Origin of the sequence: Bradyrhizobium sp. AZCC 2262 (genome assembly GCF_036924535.1) — a bacterium.
In the GTDB taxonomy this organism is placed as follows: domain Bacteria; phylum Pseudomonadota; class Alphaproteobacteria; order Rhizobiales; family Xanthobacteraceae; genus Bradyrhizobium.
This window is the reverse complement of sequence record NZ_JAZHRT010000001.1, coordinates 966,938-987,684: the sequence shown is the minus strand read 5'-3', so window position 1 is coordinate 987,684 and position 20,747 is coordinate 966,938. Positions and strand designations below refer to the sequence as shown.

The 20,747-nt window shown below is 60.0% G+C and carries 17 protein-coding genes; 14 read left to right on the top strand and 3 right to left on the bottom strand.

The genetic code is table 11. From position 1 onward, the window contains the following. Window positions 1-22 precede the first annotated feature (22 nt). The 3 genes from rfbG to V1283_RS04465 all read right to left on the bottom strand — a co-directional run bounded on the left by rfbG (window position 23) and on the right by V1283_RS04465 (window position 3,208). Complete coding sequence (gene rfbG, locus V1283_RS04475) at window positions 23-1,105, bottom strand: CDP-glucose 4,6-dehydratase (protein ID WP_334392950.1); 1,083 nt, start codon at window positions 1,103-1,105, stop codon at window positions 23-25. After that, a complete protein-coding gene (gene rfbF, locus V1283_RS04470) occupies window positions 1,060-1,869 on the bottom strand; it encodes a glucose-1-phosphate cytidylyltransferase (RefSeq protein ID WP_334385240.1) in 810 nt (269 codons plus the stop codon). The genes rfbG and rfbF overlap by 46 nt, the downstream gene beginning before the upstream one ends. Before the next feature lie 73 nt (window positions 1,870-1,942). After that, on the bottom strand, window positions 1,943-3,208 hold the full coding sequence (locus tag V1283_RS04465; RefSeq protein ID WP_334385238.1) for a class I SAM-dependent methyltransferase: 1,266 nt from the start codon (window positions 3,206-3,208) through the stop codon (window positions 1,943-1,945). A gap of 272 nt (window positions 3,209-3,480) precedes the next feature. On the opposite strand from V1283_RS04465, the gene V1283_RS04460 reads away from it, so the two are divergent. From V1283_RS04460 to V1283_RS04395, 14 genes are all read left to right on the top strand, one after another. Beyond that, entirely contained in the window at window positions 3,481-4,551 is a 1,071-nt protein-coding gene (locus V1283_RS04460) for a glycosyltransferase family 2 protein (RefSeq protein ID WP_334385237.1), read from the top strand. After that, window positions 4,548-5,276 (top strand): class I SAM-dependent methyltransferase, encoded by a 729-nt coding sequence (locus tag V1283_RS04455; RefSeq protein WP_334385236.1) that lies wholly within the window; start codon window positions 4,548-4,550, stop codon window positions 5,274-5,276. The genes V1283_RS04460 and V1283_RS04455 overlap by 4 nt, the downstream gene beginning before the upstream one ends. A 61-nt stretch (window positions 5,277-5,337) precedes the next feature. Continuing rightward, entirely contained in the window at window positions 5,338-5,718 is a 381-nt protein-coding gene (locus V1283_RS04450; protein WP_334385235.1) for a GtrA family protein, read from the top strand. A 21-nt stretch (window positions 5,719-5,739) separates the two neighbouring features. Continuing rightward, window positions 5,740-8,595: a hypothetical protein gene (locus tag V1283_RS04445; RefSeq protein ID WP_334385234.1), complete on the top strand. Its 2,856-nt coding sequence runs from the start codon at window positions 5,740-5,742 to the stop codon at window positions 8,593-8,595. Between the two features lie 192 nt (window positions 8,596-8,787). Then, window positions 8,788-10,578 carry a hypothetical protein gene (locus V1283_RS04440; protein ID WP_334385233.1) on the top strand — a complete coding sequence of 597 codons (1,791 nt, stop codon included), beginning with the start codon at window positions 8,788-8,790 and terminating at the stop codon, window positions 10,576-10,578. Between the two features lie 332 nt (window positions 10,579-10,910). Next, window positions 10,911-12,302 carry a GHMP family kinase ATP-binding protein gene (locus tag V1283_RS04435; RefSeq protein ID WP_334385232.1) on the top strand — a complete coding sequence of 464 codons (1,392 nt, stop codon included), beginning with the start codon at window positions 10,911-10,913 and terminating at the stop codon, window positions 12,300-12,302. A gap of 21 nt (window positions 12,303-12,323) precedes the next feature. After that, window positions 12,324-14,243, top strand: a complete 1,920-nt coding sequence (locus V1283_RS04430) for an N-acetylneuraminate synthase family protein (RefSeq protein WP_334385231.1) — start codon at window positions 12,324-12,326, stop codon at window positions 14,241-14,243. Then, complete coding sequence (locus tag V1283_RS04425) at window positions 14,240-14,941, top strand: acylneuraminate cytidylyltransferase family protein (protein WP_334385230.1); 702 nt, start codon at window positions 14,240-14,242, stop codon at window positions 14,939-14,941. The genes V1283_RS04430 and V1283_RS04425 overlap by 4 nt, the downstream gene beginning before the upstream one ends. Continuing rightward, window positions 14,934-15,698: an SDR family oxidoreductase gene (locus V1283_RS04420; RefSeq protein WP_334385229.1), complete on the top strand. Its 765-nt coding sequence runs from the start codon at window positions 14,934-14,936 to the stop codon at window positions 15,696-15,698. The genes V1283_RS04425 and V1283_RS04420 overlap by 8 nt, the downstream gene beginning before the upstream one ends. Next, the gene (locus V1283_RS04415) at window positions 15,695-16,540 is read left to right on the top strand and encodes a sugar phosphate isomerase/epimerase family protein (RefSeq protein WP_334385228.1); all 846 of its coding nucleotides are present in this window, start codon (window positions 15,695-15,697) and stop codon (window positions 16,538-16,540) included. The genes V1283_RS04420 and V1283_RS04415 overlap by 4 nt, the downstream gene beginning before the upstream one ends. After that, window positions 16,537-17,298 carry an SDR family NAD(P)-dependent oxidoreductase gene (locus V1283_RS04410; RefSeq protein ID WP_334385227.1) on the top strand — a complete coding sequence of 254 codons (762 nt, stop codon included), beginning with the start codon at window positions 16,537-16,539 and terminating at the stop codon, window positions 17,296-17,298. The genes V1283_RS04415 and V1283_RS04410 overlap by 4 nt, the downstream gene beginning before the upstream one ends. 13 nt (window positions 17,299-17,311) lie before the next feature. After that, entirely contained in the window at window positions 17,312-18,151 is an 840-nt protein-coding gene (locus tag V1283_RS04405; RefSeq protein ID WP_334385226.1) for an SDR family oxidoreductase, read from the top strand. Window positions 18,152-18,309: 158 nt separating this feature from the next. Beyond that, the gene (locus V1283_RS04400) at window positions 18,310-19,161 is read left to right on the top strand and encodes a hypothetical protein (RefSeq protein ID WP_334385224.1); all 852 of its coding nucleotides are present in this window, start codon (window positions 18,310-18,312) and stop codon (window positions 19,159-19,161) included. A 21-nt stretch (window positions 19,162-19,182) separates the two neighbouring features. Beyond that, entirely contained in the window at window positions 19,183-20,610 is a 1,428-nt protein-coding gene (locus V1283_RS04395) for a DUF6418 domain-containing protein (protein ID WP_334385223.1), read from the top strand. Window positions 20,611-20,747 lie beyond the last annotated feature (137 nt).

Sequence of the window (20,747 nt, the reverse complement as noted above, 5' to 3'; positions counted from 1 at the left end):
CGAATTTATCCTGTGTGCGCCGCTAGGCTCCGGCGTAGTCGCGAATTTGACCGAGTGTAAAGTCCTGCATCGACGAAGCCTGATGCCGCAAGTCTGCCTGGTACCACGCAGCCGTGAGCTTCAAAGCATCTTCAAAGTTCAGCCGTGGCCGCCAGCCCAACTTGAAATGTGCTTTCGACGAATCGAGTTTCAGGAAGGTCGCCTCATGCGGGTTGTCGCCGCCCGCATCCTTCCATTGCGCTTCATTCCCCCAGACGGCTACCAGCTTCTCGACCAGACTTGCCACGTTCTGCTCGCTATCGGTGCCCGGTCCGAAATTCCAGCCGCCCGCAACGGCCGCGGCTTTGTCGAAGAGTTGTTCCGCCAGAAGCAGATATCCTGCAAGCGGCTCCAGAACGTGCTGCCATGGACGAATGGCATGCGGATTGCGGATTTCGAGAACCTGGCCCGCAGCAAATGCCCGGACCGCATCGGGAATGAGCCGATCCTTCGCCCAGTCTCCTCCGCCGATGACGTTGCCGGCTCGAGCCGACGCCGCGGGCGGCTCACCAAAGCTTTGGTTATAGGACGACATCAGGAGTTCGGCGCAGCCCTTGCTGGTGCTGTAGGGGTCGTGGCCTCCCATCGGCTCGTTCTCACGATATCCCCATACCCACTCACGGTTTTCGTAGCACTTGTCGCTTGTCACAATGACAAGCGACCGAACCATGTTCGCACCGGCAGCCTTTGACTTGATATTATGCTGTCTGACGGCCTCCAGCACGTTGAGCGTGCCCATCACGTTGGTTGAGACCGTGCCGATCGGATCTACATAGGATTCTCGCAGGACAGATTGCGCTGCCAGATGCAAGACGACTTCCGGTTTGGTCCTTTGCAACACACCCAAAACGGCTTCGAAATTCCGGATATCGCCGCGCGTATCATCCAGAATGCCCGCTACGTCGCCTCGCTCAAAAAGAGAAGGACTGGTGGGAGGCGCGAGGGCGAAGCCGAACACGCGCGCCTGCATGACCGACAACCACAGGCTCAGCCACGAACCCTTGAAGCCAGTGTGGCCGGTTACGAGGACGCGCCTGCCGCGCCAGAAGTCCGGGTTTGTTCCCACGTGCGCCACGGCGGCTTGCCCTCTTTCCAAAGATTTTCGAGCAGATTTCGCTCTCGCAAAGTGTCCATTGACTGCCAGAAACCCTCATGGCGAAAGACCCGCAGTTCATCGCGCTTCGCCAGTTGTTCCAGCGGTTCGCGTTCCCAGATGGTGAAGTCGCCGGAAATCAAATCGACAGCCCGGGGACTGACGACAAAAAAGCCGCCGTTGATCCAGCCGCCATCTCCCAGCGGTTTCTCGGTGAACCCCGTCACGGTGGAATCCTGCAACTGGAGACTACCGAAGCGTCCGGGCGGACGGACTCCGGTCACCGTCGCAAGCTTGCCATGCGAATGATGAAAATCGATGAGCTTCCGGATGTCGATATCAGCAACGCCATCGCCATAGGTAAGACAAAACGCGTCGTCATCTCGTATGTAAGGCAGCGCCCGCTTGATGCGACCGCCCGTTTCGGTCTCGGCGCCGGTATCGACCAGCGTCACCCGCCAAGGCTCCGATCTCTTGGCATGAAAATCGATGTGGTTGTTCTTGAGATCGATCGTGACGTCGGAGGTGTGCAGGAGATATTGCGAGAAATACTCCTTGATCAAATACCCTTTGTATCCAAGGCAAATCACGAACTCATTGATGCCGTACGAAGAGTAGATCTTCATGATGTGCCAGAGCATGGGATGCCCGCCGATTTCCACCATCGGCTTTGGCCGCACGATTGTCTCTTCGCTCAGACGGCTACCGAGGCCACCGGCGAGGATCATCACTTTCATGACACCAACTGCTTCATGCTCAGGACCCGCGCTGTCGCCGGTGCACCTTCGTCTCGCCCCCTGTGCGAGACGCTCAAATCGAAAGTATGCGAAGCTCAGGCATAGGCATCACCAGCTTGGACTTCAGACCCCTCGCCCGAAGTTGCGCCGCGATGGGCTCGCCATAATGCCAAGCGAGCAACACCACGTAATCCGGCTGCTCGCGAATGAGGCGCTCGTTGTCGACCACTGGAATATGCTTGCCCGGCAGATACAAACCAAGCTTGAGTGACGTCGGCTGCTCACAAATATAGGGCATCAGCATGCGGTCGATACCGACGTAGTTCAGCAGCGTACTGCAGCGGCCGGGGCATGAGTTGCCGACGAAGCTCAGGCCCTTCTCCTTGCAATCGAGCGCCAGGTTCAGAAGGTCAAGTTTGACTTTCTCTGCCAGCGCACGAAAACCTGCATAGCATTCGGGGCGTGAAAGTCCGAAGTCGTCTTCCGCCTTCAGCAGCTTTGCAATCGACGGCTTTACCGGTCTTCCCTTCCCTTTCGCCACGTAAACGCGAATGTTGCCACCGTAGCGGCTTACCCTGCGCGCATCGACGCACGTAAAGTCGAAAAACTCGAACAGCTTGACGATCGATTTTAGAGAATAAGTTCGCAGATGCTCATGATAGATCGTGTCAAACTGACCGCCCTCGATCACGTCGAGCAAGTAGTGGTTCTCGAGGATAAACACGCCATCGTCGGCGAGCAATCGCTCCAGGCCGCGAATGAAGCTACCGAGCTTCGCCACATGCGCGAATACGTTGGTGGCAGTCGCCACCTTCGCGTGCCCGTGCGTCTCCACGATCTTCTGCGCGGTATCTTCATCGAAAAACGCTTGCAGCGTGTCGATGCCCTGCTCCTGGGCAATGCGCGCGATGTTGGTGGGTTCGACGCCGAGCACGCGCATACCGCGCTGTTTGAAACCGGAGAGCAGCGTGCCATCGTTCGATCCGATATCGACGACCAACTGACCGGATTCGAGCGCGAGATCGGACACCGCGTCTTGAACGAACGCATCCTGATAGATTGCCAGTTCTTTGGTGATGCCGGATCGATACGGATACTCAGGATGAAAAACCACCTCGCCGGGGATCACGTAATCAATCTGCGAAAGCGTGCAGTCCCGGCACCACACCTGGCGGAGCGGATAGCTCGTCTCGGGAGCGTCGAGTTGTGTCTCGGAAGGAAGCGAGTCGCACAAAGGCTGATGGCCGAGGTCAATGACGAGCTCCAGGCGCTTGGACCCGCAGACTTGACAGCACTTTAGCTTTCCGGATGGGATGTCATGGTTTGGAGTATCGAGCATTTAAACCCTTAACCGCCGTGGATTGTAGTACATAAGCATGCGATCTCCCCAGAAGCCGACCTCGCCAGCGGGGGTGGTCGGCGCAGCGGATAGGCACCCGACCAATTACTGGAAACACAACACCTAATCAAGCTTATGCGGTTGGGGTAGACTAGCCCATTCGGCGGCTGGAGACCCGCTGCAGCCGACGACCCAAGCTTTGCCCTTCCGCCACCATCTGGTAATGAAACGCGGATTGTCGAACGGACGCAGGTGGCGTAGGAACCTGTAGAATGACCCCTAAAATGCGTATTGAAGGCCAGCAAAAACTTATCTCGGTTCTGATCCCCGTATACAACGAGGAAGGGAACATCAAGAGGGCCTACGAAGCGGTTCGCGATACGTTCGACCTGCTGAAAGATCGCTACACCTTCGAAATCATCTTTACCGACAATCACAGCACCGACGGTTCGATTGCGATCATATCGGAGTTGGCGAAGAGCGATACGCGAGTCCGGGCAGTCCGGTTCGCAAGAAATTTTGGATTTCAGAGGTCCGTCCTCACCGGTTATCGGCTCGCGTCCGGCGATGCCGCGATTCAACTGGATTGCGACCTGCAGGATCCGCCCAGCCTGTTTCCGAAATTTCTGGACCTTTGGGAACAGGGGCACGACGTCGTCGTCGGCATCAGGCATTTCCGGCAGGAGAGCCAGCTCTTGCAGTGGGCCCGCCGATCTTACTACCGCCTGCTCAAGAGCGTTTCCGATGACAACCTGATGCTTGATAGCGGAGACTTTCGCCTGATCGATCGTTCGCTGCTGGATCAACTGCATCTGATCGACGATGCTGCCCCCTATACCCGCGGCCTCACCTCAATGCTCGCCACCAGGCAGATCGGCGTGCCCTACGACCGGCAGGTTCGGCAATCCGGCGAAAGCAAATTTCCAGTTGGAAAGCTGATGGCTTTGGCGATCGATGGATTGATCACCCATTCGATTTTCCCACTGCGCCTGGCCGCCTATATCGGGATCGGAACCTCAGTGCTCACTTGCCTGGCGAGCTTCGTTTATATCTTCTCGCGCCTCTTTTTTGGATTTAACTGGCCGGCGGGCTTTGCGACGACTACTGTCCTGTTGCTTTTCGGCATCAGCCTGAACGGAATCTTCCTCGGTATTATCGGCGAGTATGTCGGACGTATCTACAATCAGGTGCGATCGCGTCCCACGACGGTTGTCGAATACAGCGTAAATCTGTCCAAAAAACCGCTCGACGTTTTCGGCACCGATACCCAACAATCCGTTGACACCTTACGGTCGCTGACGGAAGTCGTAAGTCATCGTACCGGGACGGGCCAGATGCCATGAAGGAATTCGATCACTACCGCGATGGCTACAGCCAGCAGATCAACCAGGCGATCGCCTTCAGCGGTCAGACGCAGGATTTCTACACTGCGGTAAAGGCGCGCTGCCTGCTTGATATCTTTTCCAGACTTCGGCCGTCGAAGTCTGTCTCGGAAGCGGCCTCGGGCGATGCCGGGCCGGCCCTCGAAGTGCTCGACGTCGGCTGCGGTCAGGGGCTGATCCACCCTTACCTCCATCCGTCCAAGAGTAATCTGAAGCTGACGGGAATTGACGTTGCAGGCACCGTCATCGACGAGGCCAAGGCAGCCAATCCGCATGTTCACTACGACGTCTATGACGGCGAACGGCTCCCTTACGGCGGTGATACTTTTGACGCCGCCTTCGCGATCGCCGTGATGCATCACGTGCCGCCGGCCAACTGGGCGTCCTTCCTTGCGGAAATGAGCCGTGTGGTACGCCCCGGCGGCCTGGTTGCAATCGTCGAACACAATCCGATCAATCCACTTACACAGTGGATCGTAAGAAGCTGCCCGTTCGACGAGAACGCGGTATTGCTGCGCTCCGGCCGACTGGCGAGGCTGTTTCGGGCGACCGGGCTGGTTGAGCTGGAGCGAAGGTTCATCATCTTCACGCCGTTCGATAGCGCGTTTTTCCGCCAGCTTGACGCTGGCCTGAGTTGGCTACCCCTCGGCGCGCAATATTGCATGGCCGCGCGTGTTCCGACCTGAACGCCATAGACCTGGAGTAACGGGCCTGGCTGGCGGGACAGATAGTGACCGGCGCGCGCAGGTGCTTAAACTGGTGCGCTTCGGCGCCGTAGGACTGTCCTCGTCGCTGCTTTATGGATTGCTCGTGAGCGCCTTGCTTCGCTTGCACGACGGATTGATAGCAGTTCATTGCGTCGCCTATGCGCTGGCCATCCCGTACAGTTACTTCGCGCAGCGCGGATTTACCTTTCGCAGCAGCCGCTCGCACAAGGTGTCGTTCCCGAGATTTCTTCTGACGAACATTTTCAGCTTCCTGCTCAGTACGGGCATCGTTGCGATGGCGGCCGCCTTGCAGCTTCCGGCCGCGATTGCGGTCGCTGCGGTAATCATCATTGTCCCTCTGATTAATTACCTATGCTTGAACGCATGGGTTTTTCCCGACCGCACTTCCGCCCTGTCCTGAACTATCCTTGAGAAAACGCGCATGACCGACGGAGCACAGCCCATTCCGCTCGACGCAAAGGGATCGTCAGGTTCGCCAGCCTGGTTAACCGACATCGCTCCAATCGTGTCGAACGCAGCGCTCGCGGTGCTCGGATTTCTCTGGCTGGTGGTGCTAGCGAAAGCCTGCGGCTTCCAGCCTCGGCTCCGCAATTTTGTTGTTTTCGCCGCCAGCATTTCGTTGCTGCCAGTGGCTTCCGCCGCAATCGCATACTGGGGTGGTCCGGACGACCGTAAGCCGGCAAATCGCGTTTTCGAAAGCATCAATATCTGGTGCGCCGTACTGGTTCTGTCGGCGCTCGCCATTACCGGCATCGCCACTTGGAAAAGTGGAACGCTTGGGTTTTGGAGGGGAAATGCCTTACCTGTTGCGCAAGTTGTATTGGCGCTGCATCTTGCACTTCTCGCCGCGGTCGCTTGGCTAAGACGAGCAAAACCGGCGCTTTCGAAATGCACAGAGGCAGTGGTCCTGCGTTGCAGTCCGCGGTCGGTGCAAACGGTGGCTTTCGCCTATGCCTTCGCTATAGCTACCGTTTCTCTCTTCCGTGTCGAGCCTGAGAACAGGCATTTCAACGGACTGTTCAGTGCATTCTTCCCCTCAATAGCTGGCGGCTTCCCCGATTGGTCACAGGTTGGCGTCGCCGCGCTACTCGCCAGCTTCTCGATGGCAGTTGGACTATGTCTTCTGATCATCGAGCAGCGGCTCGAACGAAAGAATCCGACAGCGCTTCTGCGGATTCAAAAGTTGGCATTGCCGCTGGCTGCTGGCGCTGCCGTTGTACTGTGCTTCGATTTTTCGCTTCCGACCGACGTCCTCCACTACATGACGAACATCGGCCCCGCCCGACATTTGATGGGCGGCGGAACGTTGATGGTAGACACCTTTTCGCAGTATGGGCCGGGTCCTGTGCTCCTGACTTATCTGGCGTTTCAGCTTGGCCAGCCGTCGTTTGCGGTCGCCAACATCGCGGTCCAGTTTTGTAATATTCTATTCTATGTCCTGTTCCTCGTCATGCTGTGGCAGCCCACGCGGTACAGGCTTGCAGCGCTGTGGCTGGGGCTGATTGTTCTGTTGTCCTGGCTGTCGGGATGGGCCTACGGCGAGGGCAACGTCAATACCGCCCCCTCGGTGCTGGGGGTGCGGTATTTACCGGTGATGCTCATGGCCGTCGCGCTGGCCTCCGGAGCGGAAGGAAGCCGCCGCTCTCTTCTGATATTTCTCGCGTCGTTTCTCGCTGCTTTATGGAGCGCGGAAGCAATCGCGGGAACACTGGCCCTGCACTGCGGGTTTCTCACATTGATCAATTTGCGCGACCGAAGCTACGGTAGGCTCGTAGCCGATCTCGCGTCGGCTTGCCTGCCGGTCATCTGTGGTCTGGTGGCGATGTCGCTAAGCATCTTTGTGGTATCGGGAAAGCTGCCGGCATTCACAATCTATCTGGGTTACTTCGCCAGCTACAATCCGGTTGCTGCTTTCTGGTCTGTGCCTTTCGACGGGACGTTCTGGAGTTGGACCCCATTTCTGCTGACAATCGTCGTGGTTATGGGAATTTGTTGGCTCACGGTTTTCAACGGGCAACAGAATGGGCTGCCGTATCGCAGCAATTATTGGCTGCGGCGTGCCTTGCCCGCAGCGCTATTGACCGCGATCACTTCCGCATATTTTGCCGGTCGCGCGGTGGACTTTGTGATCCTCATCGCGTTGTTGCCTCTCTCTCTCCTGCTCATTCCAGGTATCCTTTGGCTCGCCAACGTGGCCGCTGGGCGCGACCGCGTTGCAATTAGCCTATCGGCAATTCCGTTGCTCGCATTGCTCTGGATGTCGAGCTTCTCGTCGCTTTACCTGTTTCGCGTTGGGTCTCCTTATTCGCTTGTCGTACAGCAATGCCGCGATCATGGCCGCTGCACGCCTGCCGCTCTTGGCCGGGGCATTTCCGAGACGTTGCGCAGCCAGCTCACCTTGGAGCCGCGCGCAGATATCTGGGCAATGACTCCATATGACCGGCAGGTCCTGGGCGATGCGAAACGTCTCATTGACCGTTTTGCCGCCGCAGATGCGGAAGTTACGGTACTCCTGGGCGAAAACGGAGCCGGCGTCCAGACGCTTAGCGATACCGCGCTACTGTTCGCGAGCAAATGGCATACCTGGCCGCGATCCTTTACCTTCACCGACGAATTGGTTCAAGAGCTCGTTGCACGCATTCTAGCGGCGCCAGTGGCGCTTCAGACCGGAAGCGTGATCATCTTGCGACAGGATGAAACAAATCTGGGACTTCTGGAAAGCAGCCTGTTGAAATTGATTCGATCAACCGGATCCCTTTGTGTGCTTGAGGGAAGCACGCCGGAGGTCGCCGCCTATCGCTTCTGGAAGAATGGCACTCCGCAGCCGACCGGCGGCTGCATGGAACGGCCTGTCAATACACCCACGAAAATTTCGGACGCGGAGAACGAGGCACTTCAGGCGCTACCCGGGTTCATCGGCAATATTCAAAGCTCGGGTGATGCCTTGCCCGCTGGCCTCATCGACCTCGCCACCCTCAGACGTGCAGGCGTCAACGTTCCTTCACCATTTGTACGCGGAGGACGGCTGGTGTCTTTTTGGGGGGAGGCAACCCTCTCCAAAGCCGGAAAGCGTCTGACGCTGGATTTATTCGGACCTCGTCGCTCGGTGTGTCGCAACCTGTTGGCCGGCTTTAGCCGAATTTCAGGAGTCGCGCGTGTAGCAACCACTGCGACGCTGGCGGACGAGCAGATCGCGCCGGTGACAGACGAACAAGCCGCAAAAGCCTGCGCGCCACTCACCGGATTTGTCCGACTGGTCCTAGATTTAGATCCCTGATGAGCAACGACTGTGATCGCGATTCCTGAGGTCTCTTTACTAACAACGAAACGCCGGTTAGGCGAAACAGCTGACTGGCATAGCAGGGTTCGCCTTGCTGATTATCGCGAGCGATCTAATGGATACAGCGGGATTAAACCACATACCAAGTCAAACTATGCTATCTGAGCTTGCTTGCTCGCGATCACAATCTTGAAAGGCATCTACCTCGTGATTCGGACCGCTCCGGCCAGATGGGTTCATCGGCAGTCCACTCCGACGGATATCGCAGAGATTTCTCTGCTCTCGACGCCGCCGAAAGACTTCCACGTAAAATACTGGGCGCTGCTGGTGTTCGCAGTCCTGGCTGCGTATGGGCCGCTAACACTCATCAACCAGGCGTTTTGGGACGATTGGGTTCTTCTCGCCCACTCCGATGCGGGCACCTTGTGGGAGCTTTTCAAGCAGGTGGGGCGCCGCGAACAGTTCGTGTTGATGGCGCCCTTTGCCGTTATTGGCGAGCCACGCGCCATCATCATAGCGGTGCTGCTGCTGTCTTGCGTGTTGGCGCCGCTGACTTACACCATTATCCGGCGGACCACGCAGTGGCCTGCCGTTGACGCATTCTGGGCAGCGCTGCTCACGGCGCTCGTGCCGCTCAATCAGGCACGGTTTATCCTGTCGACCGTGCCTTACGCATTCTCCTGCGTCTTCTTCGCGCTGTCGATCGTCGTTTTGCTGCGCGATCTAGACGCCTCTTCAGTCGGACGGCGGGTACTGATCGTACTTCTTCTTGTGATGGCCTTCTCGACGAATTCGTTTCTGGTACTTTCGTGGATCGCCCCCGCGATCGTCGCGATCGATGCGTGGCGAAAGGCTGGACACTCGCCTTCCTTCAAGCAGCGCGCGGGCGCAACCATCCGCGGTGTAGTAAGCAGGAGCGAACTCATCTTGCTACCGTTGGTGTATTGGCCGGCAAAGAAAATTCTTGAGCCAACTTATGGCCTCTATGCCGACTACAACAAGTTTCGCATGGGCGTGCCGGCCGCGCTGAAGCAAACTATCATCACGTTTATCGACCAATTCCGTGAGAGCGTCCGCGTTCTCACTCCCGCATGGGCGGATCTCGCCGAACTAATCATCGCGGCCGCTGTGGCTATCGCGTTGTTCGCTGCCGTGGCGCGGATCTGGCGTCTGCCGCTCAGCACGGCAAACGAGCCTCCAGATAACTCGCGCCGGATCGTCAGCGGTCTGACATTGGCTATCGCGCTGGCGCTCATAGTGTCCGCGCTGTTCCCCTACGTGATCGTCGGTCAACCTCCTCGCTTCAGCGGGCTGTGGGAAACGCGCCACCAAACGACGCTCATGATGGTGAGCGGATTTGCATTATTTGCGTTTCTGCGGCTGATCGTGCCGCGGCCGTTTTTATGGAAGGCAGCCGCCACCATTGCCGCGGTTTTTTTGGTGGCCGACATCTCGGTCACGCAGAAGCTTGTTGCCGATGCGCTGGAGACGCGCGCGGTCATCAAGCTGTTCAAGCAGAATCCATCGCCACCGGGGACGATGATGCTGGTTCTGGAAAATGACCGCGACTATCGCGCGCTCGGCCGCTTCTTCCCGTTCTATGAACTTTCCTATCTGGTCAATGCCGACGGGACGAGCAATCCGAGGTTAGCCATCTCAAACCAGGAGGTAATCGACCCGTCGACAGGCAATTACGCCAAAGCGCCCGTTCCGGCGGTGATCACGGCCTTGGTCGGAATTTGCGAGAAGTTACGATCACACCCGGCATACGGCCTCGGCGGCTTTGTTTCAAACGGCCAGATCGAGACGGTCAAACTTATTGCGAATCGAAGACCGCCCGGACTTTTTCAGACGATCAGCGAAGCCATTCGAGCGACTAGAGCAGAGCCGCCCCAGGACTTGACAGCAATGGTCAGAAAAGAAAGTGATACCGCATCCATCGGAGGCGCCTGTGTCTCGCCTTGCTGTAGTAACCAGTGAAGCCGGCCTTTTCCGGCAATGGCTGGGACACGTTGGTCCGGCATCCCTATCGGACCGTGCGCTCCGTACTTCGTTCGATGCGATGGCGCATCCCTCCTGGTTTCTCGGTGTGGGTTGGAACCCGCATGAGCTGTCTTCGGGCTAAGGAAAGCGCTGGGCTGATATTCCGGCCGGGTTGAGCAGGGACCATCCGGTCCAGAATGCCCGGCGTGAGCAACTTGCGCGACCCTCACAGCTGCCGTATTTAACCGGAGCAGACCCGCCGAGCTTCCGAGCGCGGCTACCTACCCCCCAACCGAGGCCGGATTGGCCGCCTTTTGGACCCGAAAAAATTGCTGGATCGGACAGTCGTCACCATCGCCGAAAGCGACACGATCGAGCAGGCATTCCAGCGGCTCAACGCCAATATGCTTGGAATTCTGTTTGCGCGTGACGCTCAGGGCCGCGTGATCGGTGCCGTCACGGACGGCGACATCCGCCGTCGGCTGCTGACGGGCATATCGATCCAGGACGAGGTGGCGAGCTGCATCAACCGCAACTTCGTATGGGCGCGCGCCGGTGCGCCCCGCGAACAGATTCTCAAGCTGCTGGACCAGCGGGTCCATGTCGTTCCGATCCTCGACGCCGACCGCCGTCTGGTGGACGTGTTCAGCCGCGATCTCTTCAATCTCGGCGAAGAGAGCGAAGTATTTGCGCGGGCGCGCTCGCCGGTTCGAATCAGTTTCTCCGGCGGCGGCACCGACCTCACGCATTATTTCGTCGACAATGACGGCGGCGCCGTTATCAACGCGACCATTGCGATGTACGCGCATGCGACGTTGCGGCGGCGAAACGACAAGCGAATCCGGCTCTACTCGCATGATTTTCGCTGCACGGTCGAAGCCGAAAATCTCGCCAGCCTCGGCAACGAAGGCGAACTGGCATTGATCAAGTCCGTAGTGCGCCTGATACAGCCGGCCTACGGCTTCGATCTCGACATTTCGGCCGATTTTCCGGTCGGCTCCGGCCTCGGCGGTTCGGCGGTGGTTTCGTCCGCCATCATCGGCTGCTTCAACGAATTCCGCTCCGACCGGTGGGACCGCCACGAGATCGCGGAAATGGCCTTCCAGGCCGAGCGCTTGATGCTGAACATTCCCGGCGGCTGGCAGGACCAGTACGCCACCGTGTTCGGCGGTTTCAATCACATGGAGTTTTCGTCGGAGCAGAACACCATCGTTCCGCTTCGCCTCGAGCCCAATATCATAGCCGAGCTCGAGGAAAGCCTGGTGCTTTGCTACACCGGCTCCAACCATGACTCAGGCTCGATCCACCGCGACCAGAAGCAGCAGCACGAGACGAGCGACGCCGTCGCGGCCGCGGCCAAGCAAAAGGAAGTGACGCGCGAGATCCGGCATCATCTGCTGCGCGGCCAGCTTCTGGAATGCGGCCGCCTGATCGACGAGGCATGGCACGCCAAGCGCCGCCTCAGCCCGCTGATCAGTTCCGTCCAGCTCGACGCGATCTATGATCTCGCAAAAGCCAACGGGGCGGTCGGCGGCAAGCTGCTGGGCGCCGGCGGCGGCGGCTACTTCATTTTCTTCGTCCGCCCGTTTCGGCGCTATCCGCTGATTGCGGCGCTGGAGCAGAAAGGCCTGTCCTGCTCCCGCATCGCCTTCGAGGAACATGGGCTGCGGACCTGGAAATCGCGCATTCCCGGAGCACCGGCCAAGGGCGGCGGCGCATAAGACTGGACACCGAGAAGGTTCATGAACTCAACCAACCAGGCGGCTAGGATCCGGATCGGCAATCGTTCGATCGGCGCTGGCCAGCCGTGCTATGTCATTGCGGAAGTCGGCAACAACCATAACGGCGATTTCGATCGCGCCATCGCACTGGTCGACGCCGCAGTCGCAGCCGGCGCGGATTGTGCAAAATTCCAGATGCGCAAGCTGGACGAGGTCTACCGCGCCTCGAGCCTTTCCGGCAAAGACGACGACCTCGCCGTAGAATACACCCTCGACCTCTTGCGCCGCTTCGAACTGACCACCGAGCAGCAGCGCCGCGTGGCGGCCTATTGCGCCTCAAAGAACATCCAATACCTCTGCACGCCCTGGGATGCATCGAGCGTCGCGACGCTGGAGACGTTCGGCGTTCAGGCCTACAAGGTCGCCTCCGCGGACCTGACCAACCTGCCCTTGCTGGCGAAACTGGCGGCGACCGGCAAGACGCTGATCGTCTCGACCGGCATGAGCACGACGGATGAAATTCGGGCCGCGGCGAAATTCCTCGACGACCGCTCGGCGCCTTACGTGCTGCTGCATTGCCAGAGCACCTACCCCGCCGCGCTTCACAATATTCACCTGCGCTTCATGGAGACGCTGCGGGAGATCCATCCCTTCGTCGGCTATTCCGGTCACGAGCGCGGGATCGCGGTTTCGATCGGCGCGGTCGCGATGGGCGCGGCCGTGATCGAACGCCACATCACGCTCGATCGCGGAATGGAAGGCCCGGACCACGCGGCCAGCCTCGAGCCGGAGGAGTTCAAGGCGCTGGTGTCGGGCATTCGCGAGGTGGAAGCAGCCCGTGGCGAAAAGCTTGCGGAACGTGCACTGAGCCAGGGCGAACTGATCAACCGCGAGAATCTCGCCAAGAGCCTGGTGGCGGCCCGCGACATTGCGGCCGGCACTGTCGTCACCGAGAGCGATGTCGCCGTCAAAAGCCCGGGCCAGGGCCTTTCGCCGCTGAAAATGCCGGCCCTGATCGGCCGGCGTCTCAACCGCGCAATGGCAAGAGACGACTACTTCTTTCAGAGCGACCTCGCCAACGGACCCACAACCGCGCGTCGCTATCGTTTCGACCGGCCGTGGGGCGTGCCGGTCCGCTATCACGACGCGCAGCGGTTTCTGGAAATCTGCCAGCCCGACATCATCGAATTCCATCTCAGCTACAGCGACATGGAGCGCGATCCGGCCGCCTACCTGTCCGGCACCTACGAGCTCGGATTCGTCGTGCACGCGCCCGAACTGTTTGCGGGCAGCAAGCTGATGGATCTGGCGACATCAGATGAAGGGCTGCGCCGCTATTCGCTGGAGCAGACCCAGGCCGTCATCGACATCACGCGCGGATTGAAGAAATTCTTTCCCAAGACCAGGCGTCCGCCGATCGTCGCCAATATCGGCGGCTTCACCATGGACGAGCCGCTGTCGCCGGAACGGAAGGCGGAGTGCTATCGCATCTTCGCCGCCAGTCTCGCGGAACTCGATCTCGACGGCGTCGAACTGATCCCGCAGACCATGGCGCCGTTCCCATGGCATTTCGGCGGGCAGCGCCACCAGAACATCTTCATTTTCCCTGACGAGTCGGCCGCGTTCTGCGCGGAGCATGATCTGCGGATGTGCGTCGACATCTCCCACACCAAGCTCGCCGCCAATCATTTCGGCTTCGATTTCGGTGAAGGCCTCGCCCAGCTCGGTCCACATACCGCCCATCTCCACTTCGGCGATGCCAAGGGTCTCGACGGCGAAGGCCTGCAGATCGGCGAAGGCGAGATCGACTTCGACCAGATCGGCGCCGTCCTGCGCAAGCACGCTCCCGACGCCTCGTTCATCCCCGAAATATGGCAGGGCCACAAGAATATGGGCGAAGGATTCTGGACGGCGCTCGAGCGCCTCGAGGGCCGCATATGACGAGGGTGACGCCCGGGCGGACGCTGGCCGTGATCGCGGCGCGCGGCGGCTCCAAGGGAATTCCGCACAAGAACCTGATCGATCTGTGCGGCAAGCCGCTGATCGCCTGGACCGTCATGCAGGCCGCAGCCGCACGCGGTGTCGACGTCGTCGCGGTTTCTTCCGACAGCGACGAAATCCTTGCCGCCGCAGAGACCGCCGGGGCGGTCGGCGTCCGACGCCCGGAAGACATCTCCGGCGATCTGGCGTCATCGGAGTCGGCATGGCTCCACGCACTGGAGCAGCTCGATGGAAAGCTTGGTCCATTCGGACGGGTCGTCGCGCTGCAGGCGACGTCGCCGATCCGGGAATCCAGCGACATCGAACAGGCGTTCGCGACGTTCGAGCGGGAAGAACTCGACAGCCTGCTGTCGGTCTGCGAGGTCGAGGACTACTTCAACTGGCGCATCGGCGCCGACGGGCCGGAGCCGATCAACTACGATTTCCGCAATCGGCGGATGCGGCAGCAGATCGAAAAGCGGTATTTGGAGAACGGCTCGTTCTACGTTCTAATTCCCTCGCTGCTGCGCGAGCAAAGTAACCGGCTCGGCGGCAAAATCGGAATGCATCTGATGGAGCGCCACAAAATGTTCCAGATCGATCGCCCGGAAGACGTCAAGCTTTGTGCGGCCATCATGCGCAGCTACGGCTATGCATAACCCCGCAGCCTTTTCGCTGGCAGGCAAGACCGCCGTCGTTACCGGTTCGTCGCGCGGCATTGGGGCTGCTATCGCGAGCGGCCTGCAGGCGAGCGGCGCAAAAGTATTCGGCCTCAGCCGGAGCGGCACGGCGCCCTCGCATGTCACGGCGGTCAAATGCGATCTGGCCGATGATGCCGCGATCCGGTCCGTTTTCGATGATCTCGCCAAAACCGGAGAACGACTCGACGTGCTGGTCAATGCGGCGGGCATCAGCCTTCCCGCCTCCGCGACGATCAGCGAACTCCAGAGATTCCGCGACACGCTGGCGGTCGACCTGAGCGGCGTCTATGCGACGATCCTTGCCGCCTATCCGCTCCTGAAGAACGCGGGCAGCGGCTCGATCATCAACGTCACCAGCATCAATTCGGTGCGCGGCTTTCCAGGAAATCCCGGCTATGTGGCGGCCAAGGCCGGTCTTGCCGGCCTCACCCGCGCGCTTGCCACGGACTATGCGCGCGATGGTATTCGCGTCAACGCGCTCGCGCCCGGCTATGTCGCGACCGAGATGACCGCCACAAGTTTCGCCGACCCTGTCATGCATAACGATCGCCGCCGCCACACCATGCTCGGCCGCTGGGGCAACCCGGACGATCTGGCGGGCGCCGCCGTCTTTCTGGCGTCATCCGCCTCGGCCTATGTGACCGGCCAGGAATTATTCGTCGATGGTGGCTGGACCACGAAGGGCCTCGCAATCAGCGAGGGTGACAAGCCGTGACGACACCCGAGCGCATCGGCTTCATGCAGGGACGGCTGTCGGCGATGGTCGACGGCAAGATCCAGGCGTTCCCGTGGAACGAATGGCGCGAGGAATTTCCCCGCGCCAGCGCGCTCGGCCTGACCCGGATCGAATGGACGATCGACCAGGACCGGCTGCGCGAAAACCCGCTCAACACCGCAGCCGGACAGAAGGAAATCCTCGACCTCTCGCGCCGCAACGTCCTCAAGACGGCGAGCCTGACCGGCGACTGCTTCATGCAGGCGCCGTTCTGGAAAACGGACGGCGAGACACAAAAATCGCTGGTGGCCGATCTCGATCTGGTGCTCGCCTCCTGCAGCACCCTCGGCATCGAATTCGTCGTCATTCCGCTGGTCGACAACGGCAGGATCGAGAGCGCCGCGCAGACCGAGACCTTGCTGCGCGTTCTGCTCGATCGCACCGCCTCATTGGCGAAGCAGGGCGTCAAGATCGTTTTCGAATCCGATCTGCCACCCGCCCCGCTGGCGCAGTTCATCGACAAATTCCCGCGCGAGGTGTTCGGGATCAATTACGACAGCGGCAACAGCGCCGCCCTCGGCTATGATTCCGCGGAGGAGATTTCGGCCTATGCGCCGCGCATCCTCAATGTGCATGTGAAGGACCGGCTGCTTGGCGGCACCACCGTGCCGCTCGGGACGGGCGCGGCGAATCTCGCCAAAACCATCCGGCTGATCGAGCAGTCCGGCTATCGCGGACAATATATTCTGCAAACGGCGCGCGCCACCGATCGCGACCACGCCCGCGCGCTGGCACGATATCGCGACATGACCGTACGCTGGATCGAGGACGCAAGGCGATGAAACTCGAAATCGAGGACCGGGTCGCATTGGTGGTCGGCGCCAGCCGCGGCATCGGTTTTGCGATTGCCGAAACGCTTGCCACCGAAGGCGCCAAAGTGGCCATGGCGGCCCGCGGCCTCGACGGGATCAAAGCGGCTGCGGACAAGATCGGCCGCGGCGCCTCATGCCATGGCGCCGACGTCACCAATCCCGCCGCCGCGCTTTCGCTGGTGGACGAGGTCGAAAAGCGGTGGGGCACAGTCGACATTCTCGTCTGTAACGTCGGCAGCGGCGCTTCCGTGCCGCCCGGCAAGGAAACTGCGGCCGAGTGGTCGCGGGTGATGGACATCAACCTGTTCGCCACCACCAATACGATCGAAGCCGCGCGGCCGCTGATGAGCCGCGGCACTGGCGACCGTGCGATCGTGTGCGTGTCGTCGATCTGTGGGCTCGCAGCGCTCGGCGCACCGGTGACCTATTCGGCGGCGAAGGCGGCCTTGAACGCAACCGTGCGCGGCCTTGCCCGCCCGCTGGCGCTCGAAGGCATCCGCATCAACGCCGTTGCGCCCGGCAATATTCTCAGCGCCGACGGCACCTGGGCGCGCAGGATCGCCGAAAACAAACCCGCCGTGGACGAGATGCTCGTTCGCGAGGTGCCGCTGCGCCGGCTCGGCAAGCCCGAAGAGGTCGCAGATATCGTCGCCTTTCTCGCCTCCCCCCGCGCGGCATTCATCACGGGCACCGTGATCGTGGCCGACGGCGGACAATTGCGTGCTTGAACAGGAGCACATCATGACCGCCCCCTCCGCTCGATACGACCTCACGGGACGCACCGCGCTTGTCACCGGCGCCGGAGGCTTGCTGGGACGGCAGCATGTCGCCGCCCTGGTCGACGCCGGCGCGCGCGTGGTGGTCAGCGACATCGGACTGGCGCAGGCTGATGCGACCATCGCTGCGGTAAAGGAAATCGCACCCAAAGCCGATCTTGTCTCCGCTATCATCGACGTCACGTCACAGGCATCGGTTGGCGCTGCCGGCGAGGATCTCGCAGGCCGCAGCATCGCCGTCGACATCCTCGTCAACAACGCCGCGATCGATCCCAAGGTCACCTCTATTCCCGGTGTCATGCATTCGTCGCGCTTCGAAGCCTTTCCGGTTCCGCAGTGGCAGACCGAAATCGCGGTGGGATTGACCGGCGCGATGCTGTGCTCGCAGGTTTTTGGCGGCGCGATGGCCAGGCGCGGCCGCGGCGTCATCCTCAACATCGCATCCGATCTCGGCGTGATCGCGCCGGATCAGCGGCTCTACCGGCAACCCAACATCGTCAGCGATGAAGAGCAGCCGGTGAAACCCGTGACCTACTCCGTCATCAAGCACGGACTGATCGGTTTGACGAAATACCTCGCGACCTACTGGGCGGACCGGGGCGTTCGCGTCAACGCGATTTCGCCGGGCGGCGTTTTCAACAACCAGGATCCCGCGTTCGTCGAACGATTGACGCGGCTGATCCCGATGGGACGGATGGCCCGGGTCGACGAATATTGCGCGGCCGTTCAGTTCCTCTGCTCGGACGCATCGAGTTACATGACCGGCCAGAACATGGTCATGGACGGCGGCAGGAGCGTATGGTGATGTGGGTCGGCACACACCGTTGGACTGCATAACGTTTCCTTATTCGTGTTCCGCTTGCATTCGAGAATAGGAGGAAATAAGGGTTTTTGATCCTTCCAGCCTCGCGAGGATTCGTGGAACATCAGCTTCCCAGCACGGCGCCGGATGCGGGTAGGGTCTTGAAGTTCATTGCATCGGTGATCTGGAAGTCGAAGTGGCTGATCGCGGCAGCAACTGCTCTTGCCGCCGCCATGGCCTTCGCGCTGATCACGCCCGGCAAGGTCGAGATTTGGAGCGGCCGCGCCATCCTGACGACCGGATCGGCTGCTGCCAGCGAATTTCTTCTTGCCCAGCAAAGCGGACCTGCAGTCTCGCCAATCGAAACGCCGCGTCGAACAATCGTGCGGCTCTCCAATCCAACCTTTAGAGATCAAATTATAAAGCAAGCGGCGTTCGAGCCCGCGACGGCGTCCATTTCACGCTCAATGGTTGCGTCGAGCCTGCGCGGAATCGCGCTGGACGAGCGCCGCGTCGCAATCGAGCTGTCCGCCGGTTCGACCGCCGATGTTCAGTCGGCGTTTCGTGCGATCGCAGCGGAAATTGGCGTGGCGCACGGTGCGATTCTCGATCGGCAGATCCAGATACTGCAGAACAGAATCGAGGCGGACAAGAGGAGAATCGCTTTCATTGAGAAAAGAATCGACGAGCTGAACGATCGCGTTTCAAAAACAATGCCGCCGCCCCAAGAGAACGAGCACCGAAGCTCGTCCGTCCCCCCAATGCTCACCATATGGAATGAACTGCAGGCGTTATTGCGCGATGATATGATGGTGAAGCAGCTAAGCGAACCAAGCGTCCTGCATATCGAAACGGACAAGCTTGTCATGACGCATCGTTCGATTGAACGGCTGCGCGCCTCGCTGCTGGCCGGAGCGGGCATGCTGGTCGCGATGATCGTTCTGACCATATTCGTCAATCCGCCGAAGCGGGCCAACGGCGGGTTGGGCAGGATCGATTTGGCCGAACGCTGACAGCGGCAGAAAGCTCAGGCGATGGCCACGCTTCCAGAACAAATCGCCGTTGCGGCTTCCGGCGCCGCGTTCCTTCTGTGCATCCTGTATATCGCCGCCTGTCGACCCGTCATTCTCATCGCTTTCTTCTTTATCCTGTTTACGCTGGTCTGGCGGACCGCTGCGACCATGTTCATCGACCTCGCGGGACCGGTCTTGTCCTCGCAGACCGATCGCTTCGTTGGACCGGGGCTGGCAACGCTGCCGCACGTGCTGGCCTATTTCGTGACGCTGGCTCCGTTCTTCTTCCTGCTGAGACCGGCGGCCGTGCAGCACTGGCTGAGCGGCGCCGACCGGGAGCGCGCCGCGCCCGGAATGATAACGCTTTCCGGCATTACCGTTTTCGTCTCGCTGCTCTTCCTCGGTTATCTGTACTTCGATCTCATACGCATTGGATCAATTCCGCTGTTCGCCCGCCTCGAACGGTTTGTCTACACCGCGCAATACGCCGGCGCCGCGCACCGATGGCTGATCCTGTACGGAAATTTCGTGACGTTCTGGTGGGGCGTCATGTTCGCCGCCGAACGCCTGCGCAATCGCCGGATCGACGTTCGCTATCTGGGAATGCTCGGCATCCTGATGGCTTACATGTTCCTCACCGGAAATCGCTTCTCGGCATTCTACAGCTTCGGCAGCTTCTTCGTGATTCCGCTCGCGGCGGCCGTCGCGGCGGATATCGGTGACGATCGATCCGAGGTTCCATTCTCCTGGATTGAAAAAACATTCAAACGCAGAGACCTGATTGCATTGAGCGCGGTCCTCGCCCTCGCGGCAACCGTTTCGGCCGTGGGCATCTACAACAATCTCGTCAACGTCCGGCAGTTCCAGGAAGACGAAATCCTCTCGCAGTTCTGGGAACGTCTTCTGGTACAGCCGAGCGAGCTTGGCTGGATCTCCTACGAGCGGGTCTTCAATTTCGGCCAGTGGCAACCGGACCGTGTTTACGATTTCCTGTTTCAGGCACCGCTGGATGCCAGCAGGAACACGACCCCGCAATTTCTGATGCTCGAGACCATCGGCGAGCCGCGAACATACGAGCACATCTCGGGCGGCTTTCAGTTTGCCGGCGGATTTCCTGAAATCTTCTTCGAACTGTTCGGCCCCCTCTATGCATGGCCTTTCATTTTCGGGGCTGGCTACATCGCAGCCGGTTTGAGCGCGTTGGTCGTCAAGGGCGTCATCCAGGGCCGCTACGCGTCCGCGTTTCTGTCGCTGTATGTCCTGTTCGGATTTTATGTGATGTATATCGGCGGAATGCTCAACTTCATCATGACTCCGGTCTACTGGATCAAGATCGCGGCCCTCGCCATGGCGTTGCTCATGGAGGCAAGCCTCGCAAGGGCGGGCCTGCCGCTGGTTCCGTGGGCTCTGTTTCGATTTCCGGCCTTCGGCAAGGTGCGAGCGGCCTAGACGAGGCTCGGTAGAAGCGTCAGTAATAACCGGCGAATTTCATCGGGGGAGCGACGCGGACCGGCGGCGCGAACCGGGCCTCTATTGTTGCGGTTCGTCCGAAATGCCGTTAAGAGACCAGCCGGATGCAGATCAGT

Coding starts and splice junctions, on each gene's coding strand:
- V1283_RS04430 (WP_334385231.1), top strand. CDS start 12,324: ATGAACTCAACCAACCAGGCGGCTAGGATCCGGATCGGCAATCGTTCG.
- V1283_RS04445 (WP_334385234.1), top strand. CDS start 5,740: ATGACCGACGGAGCACAGCCCATTCCGCTCGACGCAAAGGGATCGTCA.
- V1283_RS04405 (WP_334385226.1), top strand. CDS start 17,312: ATGACCGCCCCCTCCGCTCGATACGACCTCACGGGACGCACCGCGCTT.
- V1283_RS04395 (WP_334385223.1), top strand. CDS start 19,183: ATGGCCACGCTTCCAGAACAAATCGCCGTTGCGGCTTCCGGCGCCGCG.
- rfbF (WP_334385240.1), bottom strand. CDS start 1,869: ATGAAAGTGATGATCCTCGCCGGTGGCCTCGGTAGCCGTCTGAGCGAA.
- V1283_RS04425 (WP_334385230.1), top strand. CDS start 14,240: ATGACGAGGGTGACGCCCGGGCGGACGCTGGCCGTGATCGCGGCGCGC.
- V1283_RS04420 (WP_334385229.1), top strand. CDS start 14,934: ATGCATAACCCCGCAGCCTTTTCGCTGGCAGGCAAGACCGCCGTCGTT.
- V1283_RS04460 (WP_334385237.1), top strand. CDS start 3,481: ATGACCCCTAAAATGCGTATTGAAGGCCAGCAAAAACTTATCTCGGTT.
- V1283_RS04455 (WP_334385236.1), top strand. CDS start 4,548: ATGAAGGAATTCGATCACTACCGCGATGGCTACAGCCAGCAGATCAAC.
- V1283_RS04465 (WP_334385238.1), bottom strand. CDS start 3,208: ATGCTCGATACTCCAAACCATGACATCCCATCCGGAAAGCTAAAGTGC.
- V1283_RS04410 (WP_334385227.1), top strand. CDS start 16,537: ATGAAACTCGAAATCGAGGACCGGGTCGCATTGGTGGTCGGCGCCAGC.